The following is a 14,210-nucleotide window of genomic DNA, read 5'->3' on the forward strand; positions in this document are numbered from 1 at the left end:
AGGAGGCGGATTAGACCATATCCTCGATGAACAGGGGCTTTCCAATAGCGAACCCCTGCGCATAATCGACGCCGATATCGCGTAGGAGCTCAAGGATTTCCTGATTCTCCACGTACTCCGCAATCGTCTTCTTACCCATGAAATGGGCGATCTCGTTGAAGGACTTGACGATCTCCCGATCGTGCGGGCTGACCAGAATGTCCTTGACGAACGACCCGTCGATCTTGACGAAATCCACCGGCAAACGCTTGAGATAGCTGTACGAGGACATACCGGCGCCGAAGTCATCCAAGGCGATACGGCAGCCGAGCGACTTGATGTCTTCCAGGATAATGGCCGCCTGGTCCAGATTCACGATCGCAGCGGTCTCGGTGACCTCGAAACTGACCATCTCGACCGGAATCGCGAAGCGCTCGATCCCGGCCCGAATATAATTGATCAGACCTGGATCGCTCAGCGATTGACCGGACAGATTGATCGCCACACCGCCGATCTCGCGCACCTTGAGCGGATGGGCGTTGACCCAGCTGAATGCCTCTTCGATTACCTGCCGATCGACCTCGCGCATCATGTTGAATGCCTCGGCGGCGGCGATGAAAGACTGCAGCGGGAGCGGCACGCCCTGATCGTCGTACACACTCAGCAGGATCTCGCAATGCGGACTCAGATCGGCGGAGGAGTCGAGCGGCACGATCGGCTGATAGCGCAGCTTCCTTCTCCCCGCCTTGATGACGTCCTCGGCCTGCGCCCAGCCGCGCATATGGTCGAGCTGACGGGAAATCAGATCGTTGTCCTCGCGGAACATGACGACCCGGTCCCCACCCTCGCGCTGGGCGGCAAGACAGGCGACGCTTGCGGCCGAGATCAGCTTCTCGGGACTGCTGTTGTCGCCAAGCAGCATGGCGAGCCCCAGGCTCCCCGAGATGCGAAACGGCTTGCCCTGCAAATCGAACGGCATGACGTTCAGTCCGGCGCGAATGGACTCACCGATCTCCATCGCATGCTCCCGGTCCATCACGGGCGCCAGAAATCCGAAACGACTGCCGCCCATGTAGGCAAGACAGACGGCATCCGGGGCCACGCCCTCAAGCAGACGCGCCACGGCGGTCAGCATGCGTTCGCCGACCGAGTAACCGAAGGTTCCGGTCAGGGTGTCGTAGCGATCCAGCTCGAGGAACCCGAGCGCATGACGATTGGATACCCCCGCCTCGGTCAGCAATAGCTGAGTCAGGGATCCGATCAGACGGCGCTGATTGGAGAGCCCCGTCAGAGGATCGTGCGTCTCGTGATATTGCAGCCGCTCCTGCATCTCGGAGAGCGCCGCATCGGCCGCGCGCGTCACGATCCGCCTGTCCGATGGCGCTTGAGCACGAGCCTGACCACGCAGAAAGGCCTCGGCGAGTCGAGAACGCCGCAGCACTTTCACCTTCTTGCCCATGGTGTCGGTCACCGCCAGACGGGATCCGTCCTCGTTGCGCCAGATGAGACGAAGCGCCTTGCTGCTCTCCTTCCCGCGCATCCAGATGAGCGCACCGAGCGGTAGGTCCTCGACCTGGGCGATCGCGCGCTCCCAGTCGGACGGCGAAACGCTCGCCGGCATATGCTCGGGCTCGTTCTCCGAATCGGGCAGGATCGGGCAGAAGAGCAGATAGTCGTCCTCGCGGTCGAGCGAGGCCCGCGAGCGTCGCACGGCGGTATCGATACGCCCCAGCACATCGTTGACGACGACCGGATCCGTGCCGATATAGGCCAGTGCATCGCGCATGCCGCCCACCAAGCTATCGAGGTCCATCAAGCCCTCGGACGGAGTCTCACCCTCTCCCCCCGTCATCAGATGCAACGACCACAGCAGATTCCAATAGCGATTCCAACGCTCGGACTGCATGCCGAGATTGGCACAGACCATGTCCAGCAGATTGCGCCAGCCGACCTGAAGCAGCTCGTCGATCACCTTATGGATACGTTTTCCATCGAAGGCCGCGTTCAGCGTGCGACGCACCTCTCCTCGGGCAAGCCGGCCACGCTCGCGCGACTCGCAGACGCCGACCCAATTGGAGATGTTGCCCTGATACTCATTTCCGGCGCGCTGCTCGAGACTCGCCAAACGCTTCGACAATTCATCGACAAGCTTGGGATCGCGTCCATCCGAGTCGACCAGCTTCTTCACCACCTCTTCGTATTCGCGCCGCACCCCCTCGTCCGCTCCCTCGTCGTTGAGGAGAAACATCGCCAAATGTTCGAGCTGATTGATCAGGTTGACCAGCGGCTGATTGTTATCGGCGATGCCGGACGGCGAGGTCACGGCCATCGAGAGCAAGCGGGTCGATAGCGGCTTGATCAGCGATTTGAGTCGTTGGGGCGTCGTGGGATCGGCCAGCATGTGCGAAAGCAGTCGATCCGTGACGTCGACGCGCTCCTCGACCTGGGGAGACATCACGGGCTTTTGGGCCGTCTTGCCGTTAGACGTCTTCTCCTCCGCCGCGTGCAGCCACTGAGCGACGAGATCGCGCAGGGGACGACTAGGATCGGGATCGGGCATCTGAAAACCCGACGGCAGATTGGCCAATAGATCGGCGATCCGTCGCCCGCCGGCATAATGCCGGGCGCGCTGGTCAAGCATCGGATAGGTAAAGGGGGACTGATAGCTCGCAAGCAGATTCGCCACCAAACCGGCGGCCTTCTCGTAACTGGATTGCTGGGCACTCCCTGCCGATGAGGGCGGAGGAACCGATGTCCCGAGCGAGTCGTTGCCGACACCCGAGTCCACGCCACCGGACCCCATCCCAACAGATACCGAATCGGTCGCACCAGGGGCAGCGGGCTCTCCCGCCTGTTCGTTGGCTGACTGCTGCTTTTCGGCAAGCTCCAAAAGCCCGGAGGTGGTCCAGGAATGCAGGAGTTCGCGATAGAACGCGCCCATATTGCGGGATAGGTGGTCCGAGACGAGCTGTAGCGCCAGACGCTGAAGCTGAGTTCCAAGCCCGGCATCCTTCAGCGCGCGTTCGATGGCCTCCGCCAGGGACATGGGATCCATAGGCAAGGCGCTGTCGTGGAACAGACCACCGATATGGGTACGCAACGCATCGAGCGGTTCGCTCAAGTCCTCCTCAAGCCGATTGGCAAGCTGAGACTTGGCGAGCCAGATCTCGAATTCATCCTGATCGACGAGCTGCAGCCCACCCTCTTCACCACTGCCAGGCCCGTCCCGCTTCGGCTTGGCCCGAGACGTCTTGCCGATATCCTTGAGCGAATCGAGCAGCTCACCCAACAGACGCTGCGAAACGCGTTCGCTTTGGATGGCCTTGGCCAGAATCCCGATCTCTCCAGCGAAGCGCGCGCGCTCGACGTCGTTGTCCGCCTTCTCCGTATACTGCCAAAGCTCCTCGACCAGGGTCTCCAGCAGCGAGTCCATCATGCCGCCGAGCCGCTGCTTGCCGACGTTCTGCAGAACCTCGCGCGCAAGCGTGCGGGTCGGATTCGAGTCTGGATCCAGCTCGTCACGCGTTCTAGCGATGGTTTCGCTGATGAAACGCGCCAGACGCAAGCGTCCATCACCGAGCAGCCGAACGAAGCGAGCACCGACCCCACGATCGACACGATGGACCACCTCGATCACGGCCTGAATCGGATCCATGCTTTGGGCATCGGGGAGGTCGAAATGGAGATCCACATGCTCCCCAGACTGGAAGGGCAACTCCAACTCGGAGTTATTGGGGGCTAGTAATACCCCCCCATTGCAGACGTTCTTCACTCGACAGTTCGTCGGTAACTGATTACGTCCACGGACCTTGGCGTGAAAGTCCACCGGATAGCGCGTCTGGATGCGCCGGTCACGATCATTTCGAGGGTGCTCGTTCATGCGCGTGATAATACACATTCGGCCGCTGGAAACCAGCACCTGAAATCAGTGTAAATAGACTCCGTCCTCACCCACCTTTCCTGGCCCCTCCAATACATAGATACCCGCCGAGTTGGCCGAAACGGAAAAGGTCAGGCATCCATCGCTGGCGATCTCCCGCCCGCTCACCGCATCTCGGTACACACCTGCTCGGACGCCATCCACCTGGATAGACTGATCGCCCCCAATCGCGAGACCGACGACGGCATAGGATGCGCCGTCGGAATAATCCCGTACGAAGGACATGCCGCTGCCCCATTCGGACAGCTGGGTCACCGGCGCCTTCTGCAGCGCCGGAATGGCGCGGCGGATCAGATTGAGCCGCTGGATGTGTCGATAGAGCGGATGGGACTGGGTCTCGGCGATACGCTCCTCGGTGAGGTGGTCGCCGAAATAGGCCCGTCCAGTCTGGTGCAAGGTATCGCGCTCGCCCTCCACGTCCTGCGGAGCGCCCTTCATGAACTCGATCTCCTCGCCATAGTAGAGACAGGGGATACCGCGCAGGGTCCAGATGAGGTTATAGGCCGCAGCGGCCATCCATTGATCGCCCTTGAAGCGGTACTTGAAATCGTTGTCCGGCCCCACGTCGTGGTTTTGCAGAAAGGTGACCAGCTGGGTGACGTCGCCGTAGATCCAGTCCATGCCCAGGACCTGACCGGTCCCGGCGTAGGTCCCCTTGCTGACCGTGTCGCGAAAGGTCGAGAAGAGCCCGAAGTCCAGCTGGGCGAATCCGGAGTCGCCCCCGGAATTCGGATCACGCGGGTCATGGCCGAGCCGGGTATACCACCAGGGCCGGATCTCGGACGGGCCATTGTCCCCGCCGCCCAGATCGCCCCAACCGTAGCCCTTGACCAGATTCTCGCCGAACACGAACAGCCCCGGCTTGCGGGCCTTCCAGGCATCGACGTATTCGAGCAGGGTGTCGCGCTCGATGTGCTTGACGGTATCGATACGCAGTGCATCGACGCCCATGTCCAGATAGCGCGACACGGCGCCGATGATGTAGTCCTTGACGTTCTGGCGCTCAACGGCCAGATCGATGCAGTCGCCGGCGATGTGCTTGTGCTGTAAGGGATAGGCGCTCTCCCAGTCGCCGCCGCAGATGAAGCCCTCTTGGTGATACCAGTCCGAATCCAGATCCCCCGGATCGATCCCGAAGAAGCGCCCCGGATCGTAGCCGGGCTTGGGCAGGGTCTCGCCGGTCTTGGGATCCACCAGCGGCTCGACGCCATCCGGATCGCGGGCGTGACGCTCGCGGTACCAGTCGGGCGCGACCGGATTGTCGATGTCGTCGCGGTTGGGCCAGGCATAGTTGCCGAGACTGCCCTGATAGGGGCCGTGATTCACCCGTCCCGGCTCGCTCCCGGCGGGGACATAGTATTTGATCGGCAGGTGGTCGATATGGACCTTGCCGCGGATCCCGTACTGACAGGAGTGATTGACGACCACGTCCTGGATGATCTTGATGCCCTTGGCGTGCGCGGCGTCGATCAGGTCCTGATAGGTGGCATCGGGCGACTCTAGACGCGGATCGATGCGGGTCCAGTCGTAGGCGTGATAGCCGTGATAGTCGAGCCCGGAGCGATTCTCCACCGGGGGCGTGATCCAGATGGCGCTGAAGCCGAGATCGCGGATGTAGTCCAGCCGCTGGATCAGCCCCTTGAAGTCGCCGCGCCAATGGGGATCGATCGGATTGCCGCCCGAATCGAACTGGATACGGTCGCGACAGAAAAAGTTGTTGGACGGATCGCCGTCGTTGAAACGGGCGGTCAGGAGGAAATAGATGGTCTCCTCGCGGAAATCGTGCCGCTCCTCGATCGGGCGCAGCTCGGCGAGTCCGCTCGGAGCCAAAACCGGAGGTGGCGTGGGTCGTACGGCGGGACGCTCGCCGGCCCCAAACCCCTTCGGCTCGACCGAACTCCACACCCCATCGGCTCCCAGCCAGCCATCGCTGTCGCGATACTGATCGCCCGTCTGGCGCCCACGCCCGTCGTTGAAGACCAGACGAACCGAACTCAACCCCCGCAGACGAATGCGGTACCAGCCAGCGCCGACGGACTCCATCGGCAGCCCCGGCCATTGGCTGGCAAAGCCCCCCGGTTCGCCATCCCAGACGTGGACGTGGATGGAATCGGCCCAACCGGCCGGTCGCTCGACATGCAAAAGGATGTCAGCCATGCTCACTCCATTGCGACAGCGCACTCAGGGTGCGCCACCATGGGCACCCGTTTCCGGATGCCGTTCGCTCCCCAGAGGGAGACCGCCGACCGATCAGCCGCGCCAGGTGACGAAGGCGCGGTCGAGCGTGCCCTGGATCGCCGACAACAGACGCTCGATGGGCTTTTTCGCCGTGCGGTACTTGAGCTTCAACAGATCCCGCCCCTGGCTTGCATCCAAGAGAAAGTCGTCGCTGGTCTGGATACTGTCGACCAGACCCAGCTCGACCGCACGCTGTCCATGCCAATACTCGCCCGTGGCCACCTGATCCAGGTCCAGTTCCGGCCGGTATTCGGCGACGAAGGTCTTGAACAGACTGTGGGTCTCTTCCAACTGCTCGCACAGCTTGGCGCGACCCTCGTCCGTATTCTCGCCGAACAACGTCAGCGTCCGTTTGTGCGCGCCGGCCGTGTGCAACTCGAAATCCACGCCGTAGCGATCCAACAGACGATGAAAGTTCGGCAGCTCGGCCAGCACCCCGATCGAACCCAGCACCGCGAAGGGCGCGGCGATGATGCGATCGGCGACGCAGGCCATGAGATAGCCCCCGCTCGCCGCAACCTTGTCGACCGCAACCGTCAGCGGGATGCCTTTGGCTCGAATACGCGCAAGCTGAGAAGCGGCGAGACCGTGCTCGCTCACCATGCCGCCAGCGTTGTCGAGCCGAACCAAAACCTCATCGCCCTCGCGCGCCTCCAAGAGCAGTGCCGTCACCAGCACCCGCAACGCCCCAACCTCGCTGGCTCGGATATCGCCTTTGAAATCGATCACGAACAACCGATTGCGCCCGTCCGCGCCCTCCTTTTCACGTTCCTTCTCGCGCTTGCGCTCGGCCTTGACGAAGGCCTTGTAGTCCTTGCGCGAAAGCGAGAACTCCTTGAGCGAGGACGCCAGGTTGCGATGGCGCTCGCTGAGATCCGTGACCTCCAGCTGTTCGCTGTGGTCGCTACCCTGACGTAGACGAGAAAGTAGAACCAGCAGAATGACGATGCCAAGCAGCAACGTTAGGGTCTTGGCCAGAAAGAGGCCATAGTCGACGAGCGATGCAAACAAAAGATCCATAGAGAGACGTCCTTCCTTCAAACAGCGATCGGGGCACGAATGGCCGGAGCCGGATCATAACCGAGAATCTCGATGTCCTCGAAGCGATAGTCGAAGAGCGTCTCCGGTCGGCGCTTGAGCTCAAGACGCGGCAGCGCCTTGGGCGTGCGTTCCAACTGGGCGAAGACGATCTCCGGGGTCAGATGGTTCCGGTAAAGATGCAGATCACCAAAGGTGTGGACGAACTCGCCCACAGCGAGATCGCACTGATCGGCGATCAGATGGGTCAGCAGCGCATAACTGGCGATATTGAACGGCACCCCGAGAAACAGGTCCGCACTGCGCTGATAGAGCTGGCAGGACAGACGCCCCTCGGCCACGTAGAACTGAAACAGACAATGACAGGGGGCCAGAGACATGCGTCCGGCACGCGCATTGTCCTGCGGCGAGCACGACTCGTCCGGCAGATCGGCCGGATTCCAGGCTGAGACCACCAGACGGCGCGAATTCGGCCGTGTACGGATGGTCTCGACCAGCTCGGCGAGCTGATCGATGACCCGCCCGTCCGGGCAGCGCCAACTGCGCCACTGCGCCCCATAGATGGGACCGAGATCGCCGTCCTCGGTGGCCCATTCGTCCCAGATAGACACACCCCGCTCGCGCAGGTCCCGGTTGTCGGTCGAGCCTGACAGGAACCACAGCAGTTCGTGGATCACGCTCTTGAGATGGACCCGCTTGGTCGTGAGCAGCGGAAAGCCCTCCTGCAGATCGAAACGGACCTGACGCCCGAACAGCGAGCGCGTGCCAACCCCCGTGCGATCCCCCTTGTCGAGGCCGTTATCGACGACGTCGCGAACCAGATCCAGATAGGCCCGCATGCGTCAGACCGTCGCCGGGCCGAGCAGAAGCGAGTGGCCATCCATCGCCTCGGGAACCGGGATACCCATGAGGTTGAGGACGGTCGGGGCGATGTCCTTGATACCTCCGCCCACCGCGAGACGCCATGGCACCTCGTCGACCACCAGACAGGGCACCGGATAGACGCTGTGCTGCGTATGGGGAGCGCCGGTGACCGGATCCACCAGCTCGTCGCAATTGCCGTGATCGGCGGTGAGGATGACCGAATAGCCGCACTCGCGCGCCATGTCCATCAGACGACCGGCCTCGCGATCGAGCGTCTCGACTGCGGCGATGACCGCCTCGCGCACCGCCGTATGACCGACCATGTCACCGTTGGCGAAATTGACCACGATGAAGGGAAAGGTCTTGCGCTGCAGTGCCTCGATCGTCGCGTCGGCCACCTGAGACGCGCTCATCTCTGGCTGCAGGTCGTAAGTCGCCACCTTCGGGGACGGAATGAGCGCGCGCTCCTCGCCAGGGAAGGGATCGTCGCGCCCGCCATTGAAGAAGAAGGTGACATGGGCGTATTTCTCGGTCTCGGCACAATGGAACTGCGGCAGACCGTCGTCGCTCAGGATCTGACCCAGGGTGATCTTGGGCATGTCGTGATCGAAGGCGAAGGGCAGACCGTACCACTGGTCGTATTCCATCATGCAGGTGACCTTGACCCCGGTGACGCCACGACGGTCGAACTTGTCGAAGTCCGGCTGGAAGAAGGCCGAGACCATCTGACGCGGACGATCCTTGCGGAAGTTGAAATGCACCACCTGGTCGCCGTCCTGGATACAGTCGCCACCCTCGACCAGGGTCGGACGGATGAACTCATCGTCCTCACCGGCCTCGTAGGCGGCCTCGATCGCCGCGCGCGCGCTCGGTGCGCGACGGCCCTCGCCGTCCACCATGGCGCGCCAGGCCAACTCGGTGCGCTCCCAGCGGTTGTCACGGTCCATCGCGTAGTAACGACCCGAGACGCTCGCAATCTGACCGCCCGCCATATCCAAGGCCTCCTGGATGCAGTTCAGATAGTTGAGGGCCGAGCGCGGCGCCGTATCGCGACCGTCGGTGAACATATGGACCATGGGGCGCGCGCCCTGATGCTTGCAGAGCTTGATGAGCGCGACCAGATGACGCACATGGCTATGCACCCCACCATCCGAAACCAGCCCCATGAGATGGATCGGGCGCCCCTGCTCTGCTGCCGCCTTGGCCGCCGCGATCAGGGTACGATTCTCGAAGAAGCTGTGATCCGAGATCGCCGCGTCGATCAGCACCAGATCCTGCCGAACCACGCAGCCGGACCCCAGGGTCATGTGCCCCACCTCCGAGTTGCCCATCTGTCCATCCGGCAGACCGACCGACAGACCCGATGCCTGGATCGCGGTATGGGGATAGGTGGAGAAATAGCGATCGAGATTGGGCGTGTTCGCGATCGCGATGGCGTTGTTGGCCTTGGACGGATTGAGACCGAAACCATCCAGGACAATCAGGATGACGGGTCGGCGGGGAACCTGTTTCATTGGATCGCTCATCGCAACACTCCTCGATATTCCAACGGACCGAACGACGGGCTCGTCCCGCGAAAAAGTACGCATTGTATCCCGTTGCCGCGCCACTGTGGCCGACCACATCGATCGCTTCGACAAGACGGGAACAACACGACCCAGACGAGAATTCTCGGGAAAGCCGCCGGTGAGATGATTATCATTGAGGGTCGCCACCGGCACATACAACATGCGGACGGACAAGGTCCCGACATATCGAGCGACTAAACTCGACAATTTTCATAACAGTGCCCGCCTTCACCAGGCGCTCGAGGAGGACAACACCTATGCAGACAGAACGTATCATCGCCTTCGTCATGGCTGGCGGACAGGGATCCAGGCTTCAGCCGCTGACGACCGGCCGCTCCAAACCCTCGGTGCCTTTCGGCGCCCGCTACCGGATCGTCGATTTCGTCCTGAGCAATCTCGTCAACTCGCAGATCCAGACCATCTATCTGCTAGTCCAGTACAAATCCCAATCCCTGATCGAGCACGTGCGCAAGGCATGGACCATCTCGCCCTTGCTACAAAGCCAGTTCGTGACCGTGGTGCCGCCTCAGATGATGTCCGGCGAACACTGGTTCCAGGGTACCGCCGACGCGATCAATCAGAACATCAACCTAATCGAGGAGCATCGTCCCGATCTGGTCGCGGTGTTCGGCGCGGATCACATCTATCGCATGGATATCCGCCAGATGGTGGAATTCCACAAGGAGCGCCGCGCCGATGTCACCATCGCCGCCCTCCCCGTGCCGCTGCATGAAGCCTCCAGCTTCGGGGTCATCGCCGCCGACGAGGAAGGCCGCATCCAGGCCTTCGAGGAAAAACCGGCCAATCCGAGCCCGCTCGCCTCCGATCCCACCCAGGCATTCGCCTCCATGGGCAACTACATCTTCGACGCAGAGGTCCTGATCAAGGCGCTGCACGAGACCCAGGAGGCGGGAGAAACCGATTTCGGCCAGCACGTACTGCCGCGACTGCTGCGCACCCACCAGCTCTTCGCCTACGATTTCTCCAGCAACCGCATCCCTGGAATCCAGCCCTACGAGGCGCCCGTCTATTGGCGCGACGTCGGCACCATCGACGCCTATTTCGATGCCCACCACGACGTCCTGGGCGAGGAACCCAAGTTCGACATGTTCAACCCGGATTGGCCCGTCTTTTCGAGCGGCTATCAGGGTCCGGTGGCACGTATCCTCGGCGGACAGCTCGACAACACCTTGCTCGGCGCCGCGACCATGATCCACAAGGGCGCGCGCATCAGCAATTCCATCATTCGGCGCGAGGCGGTGATCGAGGAGGATGTGGAACTGGATAACTGCATCATCATGGATTACGTGCGCGTCGGACGAGGGGCCAAGCTGCGCAACGTCATCGTCGATCGACACAACATCATCGAGAACGGCGATCGTATCGGCTTCGACCGCGAGATCGACAGCCAGCGCTTCCACGTCAGCCAGGGCGGCGTCACCGTGATTCCGATGGGACGTGTCAGCTATTTTGCGCGTAACACGCGCGGCACGGGACGCGGCGGATACGCCGAATAGCCGAACTCAAACGGCCCGCACGCGGGGATCGATCGCGACATAGAGCAGGTCCGTCAGCGTGTTGACCGCAAGATAGGTCAAGGCGATCAGCAGAACCGCACCCTGCACCAGCGGGTAGTCGCGAGTCTGAATCGCCTCGACCAACAGACTCCCCAAACCGGGCCAGGAGAAGACGGTCTCGGTGATGACCGCCCCGCCCAGCAGGGCGCCGAACTGCAAACCGATCAGGGTCAGGATCGGCAGCCAGGCGTTGCGCAGCGCGTGACGCCACAGAACAGCCAAAGGCCCCAGGCCCTTGGCGCGGGCCGTTCGCACATAATCCTCTCCCAGCACCTCAAGCACACTGCTGCGCACCATTCGCGCCAGCACGGCCGCGAGGCCCGTCCCCAAGGTCACCGCCGGAAGGACCAGGCTGAGCGCCCCCTCCCGTCCGCTGACCGGCGTCCAACCCAGCCACAGCGAAAAGACCAGAATCAGAAGCGGACCGAGCCAGAAATTCGGTATCGCCGCACCCAACATGGAAAAGGTCATGGCCGCGCGATCAACGCCCCGCCCTCGATAGTGCGCGGCGAGCACGCCGAGCGGAATGGCAAGCACGATCGCCAGGGACAGCGAGGCGACGGCCAACTCCAGGGTCGGACCGACCCGCTCGCTCAACAGATCCAACACGGGACGCTGGGCATGCAGCGACATCCCCAAATCGAGCCGCGCCAAACGCCCCAGATACTCCAGATATTGCACCGCCAGCGGCCGATCGAGCCCCAAGGCATGGCGCAAAGCCTCCTGATCGGCCGGCCGCGCCCCCTCACCCAGCATCACCTCGACCGGATCGCCCGGCACCAGATGGATCAGCAGAAAAACCAGGGTACAGACACCGAGCAGCATCGAGAGGGACAGGCCGATACGTGGCAACAACGAAAACACCACGCCTCCCAGCGCCTGCTTCGGCCCACCCGCCGGCATCCGACGCCTCATCCCAGGATCTCGACCGGCGTGCCCCGAGGCGCCTGATCGAACAACGCGATCAGATCAGGATCGCGCATGCGAATGCAGCCATGAGACCGCGGCTCGCCCATGGGCTCCCAATACGGGGTGCCATGGATGTAGATGAAGCGCCTCAAGGTATCCACAGGACCGCCGCGATTGCGACCGGACTCACAGCCCGTCAACCAAAGAATACGGGTCAGAATCCAATCCCTCCCCGGATACTCCGCCGCCAAGGCATCATCGAAAATCTCGCCGGTCGGCCGTCGACCGCGAAATACGGTTCCAACCGGACATCCATCGCCGATCCCCAACCGCACCCGATGCAAACCGCGCGGCGTACAGCCGCTGCCACTCTGCTCACCAACCCCATTGAGGCCAGTCGAAACCAGATAGCGCCCCAGCAGACGCGACCCATCCAGCAGCATCAACGTCTGAGCAGCGACATCCACCACGATTTTTTTCGACACGATGACCCTCTCGAATTCCAAGACACCTCCAACACCAACCCCATGGTCAGGCCAGGCTGAATCGAGAACGACGATGCCATAGATCCACCCATCGGCCAAACACCGCCTCCAAGCCACATCCACCCGAGCTCGCCCATCCGCCCAGCGCACGCAAATCAACCATTGACAGGAAGAGAATCGATCACTAAAATTGTGCGTCTTTACGGGGCGTAGCGCAGCCTGGTAGCGCACCTGAATGGGGTTCAGGTGGTCGGAGGTTCAAATCCTCTCGCCCCGACCAATAAAAACAAGCGGTTAGCTGAGAAATTGGCTAACCGCTTTTTCCTTGCCCAGTCCAAAATCAATTTGTAGTCGCGTCTGTAGTCGCGCTCGACTTTGGTATCCTCAGAACCGATCGGGCTATACGGAAGCGCGTCTCTCAAGCCAGCGTTTCGATTAGGATCGAACCCCACACCGGTGAGTAGGCAGGTTCGATTCTGCGCTCACCCCTCTATCCGAAGTTCGACCCCTGGTCTTCGGAAGCAACATCCACAGTTTGATCATCGAATGTTCATAGCAGCGCCACTGGGTGCCTTGGCCCAGGAGCCGCCGCTCATCTCATTGGCGCGAGCGACTTCTGCACGCGGGGAGCGGAAAGTCGAGCAACTGGGGCGTGTGACAATTCACGACCCGGAGCCGACACTGAAGATCGGCCGCTGACTGCCCGCAATCCGATCCGAAGCTGCCGCTCGCAACAGCGTTGGCTCATCCAGTCGTTCCACGATTTACCCGTCAGAGCGTCTCCTGCTAAGAAGCTGTCTGGAAAAAATGGATCCTGTAAAATCAAGCGCTTGTTTTTCGATAGTCTCGTTCTCGATTGATCTGCCATGGTTTATCCAAGCGACTTGACGCATGATGAATGGACTCTGATCCAGCACCACTTCGAGCCGTCTGACCGACGCGGGCGCCCGTGCTCACACCCCCGTAAACTGATCGTCGATGCGATCCTGTAAGTTGTCAAATCGGGCTGTCAGTGGCGTCTGCTTCCCAACGATTTCCCTTCCTGGAAAACGGTTTACGACCACTTCAGCCGCTGGAGCAGACGCGGTGTCTGGGAGGCTGCACTCGACGCATTCAACCCTCGGCATCATCGACTCACAAAGCGTCAAGACCCAGTACGCCAGTGAGGAGCGTGGCATTGATGGGGGCAAGAAAGTCAAAGGGCGCAAGCGCCACATTGTGGTCGATATTGCCGGCAATCTCTTACACGTTTCGGTGCATGCCGCGAACCGCAGCGATACCGTTGCGGCGTGCCCGGTACTCGAACGTGCCGCAGAGAAGCATCCCACCATCAAAGCGTTCTCCGGCGATGCGGGCTACCGCGGCACAGCGGTGAAGTACGTTTATGAAACCCTCGGGCTTGAGCTGCACATTTCCGAGAAACTAAACAACCACCGGCTAAAGCCGGGAGTTAATGTCAAATCTGGTGTATGGCCTCCATCAGGCGGCGATCCGATCTGACTGATCGTTCAGTTGTTCTCCATCGCGGAACGGGACGTTATTGACGACCAGTTCCAGTTTTCCAAATCCCTTGATGCGTCTCCAGTTCTTCTGCGCCGACTGGAGCAGCTTG

At 61.5% G+C, this 14,210-nt stretch carries 9 protein-coding genes, 1 tRNA gene and 1 pseudogene; 3 read left to right on the top strand and 8 right to left on the bottom strand.

All coding sequences use genetic code 11. The features are described from left to right. Window positions 1-10: 10 nt before the first annotated feature. From THIDRDRAFT_RS15805 to gpmI, 5 genes are all read right to left on the bottom strand, one after another. Window positions 11-3,859 (bottom strand): DUF1631 family protein, encoded by a 3,849-nt coding sequence (locus tag THIDRDRAFT_RS15805; protein WP_139058770.1) that lies wholly within the window; start codon window positions 3,857-3,859, stop codon window positions 11-13. A 45-nt stretch (window positions 3,860-3,904) separates the two neighbouring features. Further along, a complete protein-coding gene (locus tag THIDRDRAFT_RS15810) occupies window positions 3,905-6,076 on the bottom strand; it encodes an alpha-amylase family glycosyl hydrolase (protein ID WP_007041886.1) in 2,172 nt (723 codons plus the stop codon). A gap of 93 nt (window positions 6,077-6,169) precedes the next feature. Further along, on the bottom strand, window positions 6,170-7,177 hold the full coding sequence (gene sohB / locus THIDRDRAFT_RS15815) for a protease SohB (protein WP_007041887.1): 1,008 nt from the start codon (window positions 7,175-7,177) through the stop codon (window positions 6,170-6,172). 17 nt (window positions 7,178-7,194) lie between these two features. Then, window positions 7,195-8,034, bottom strand: coding sequence for a thymidylate synthase (locus THIDRDRAFT_RS15820; RefSeq protein WP_007041888.1), 840 nt, complete (start codon window positions 8,032-8,034; stop codon window positions 7,195-7,197). Window positions 8,035-8,037: 3 nt separating this feature from the next. Further along, a complete protein-coding gene (gene gpmI, locus THIDRDRAFT_RS15825) occupies window positions 8,038-9,585 on the bottom strand; it encodes a 2,3-bisphosphoglycerate-independent phosphoglycerate mutase (RefSeq protein ID WP_007041889.1) in 1,548 nt (515 codons plus the stop codon). Window positions 9,586-9,884: 299 nt separating this feature from the next. Here gpmI and glgC point away from each other — a divergent pair, with 299 nt between their 5' ends. Further along, window positions 9,885-11,144: a glucose-1-phosphate adenylyltransferase gene (gene glgC / locus THIDRDRAFT_RS15830; RefSeq protein ID WP_007041890.1), complete on the top strand. Its 1,260-nt coding sequence runs from the start codon at window positions 9,885-9,887 to the stop codon at window positions 11,142-11,144. Window positions 11,145-11,150: 6 nt separating this feature from the next. Here the strand turns inward: glgC and nikB are convergent, their stop codons facing one another. After that, entirely contained in the window at window positions 11,151-12,119 is a 969-nt protein-coding gene (gene nikB / locus THIDRDRAFT_RS15835) for a nickel ABC transporter permease (protein ID WP_245535867.1), read from the bottom strand. Continuing rightward, window positions 12,116-12,598: a L,D-transpeptidase family protein gene (locus THIDRDRAFT_RS15840; protein ID WP_216725641.1), complete on the bottom strand. Its 483-nt coding sequence runs from the start codon at window positions 12,596-12,598 to the stop codon at window positions 12,116-12,118. Before THIDRDRAFT_RS15840 ends, nikB begins: the two co-directional genes overlap by 4 nt. Before the next feature lie 203 nt (window positions 12,599-12,801). Between THIDRDRAFT_RS15840 and THIDRDRAFT_RS15845 the strand changes: the two genes are divergently transcribed. Together THIDRDRAFT_RS15845 and THIDRDRAFT_RS26525 are read left to right on the top strand one after the other, a co-directional pair. Then, a tRNA-Pro gene (locus tag THIDRDRAFT_RS15845) sits at window positions 12,802-12,878 on the top strand. Between the two features lie 806 nt (window positions 12,879-13,684). Beyond that, window positions 13,685-14,098: a transposase gene (locus THIDRDRAFT_RS26525; protein WP_007041893.1), complete on the top strand. Its 414-nt coding sequence runs from the start codon at window positions 13,685-13,687 to the stop codon at window positions 14,096-14,098. Here THIDRDRAFT_RS26525 and THIDRDRAFT_RS25700 read toward each other — a convergent pair. Next, window positions 14,078-14,210: pseudogene (locus THIDRDRAFT_RS25700) on the bottom strand (IS256 family transposase); the annotation flags it as partial. The gene THIDRDRAFT_RS26525 and the pseudogene THIDRDRAFT_RS25700 overlap by 21 nt on opposite strands.

The sequence above is a fragment of the Thiorhodococcus drewsii AZ1 genome (assembly GCF_000224065.1).
Classification (GTDB): domain Bacteria; phylum Pseudomonadota; class Gammaproteobacteria; order Chromatiales; family Chromatiaceae; genus Imhoffiella; species Imhoffiella drewsii.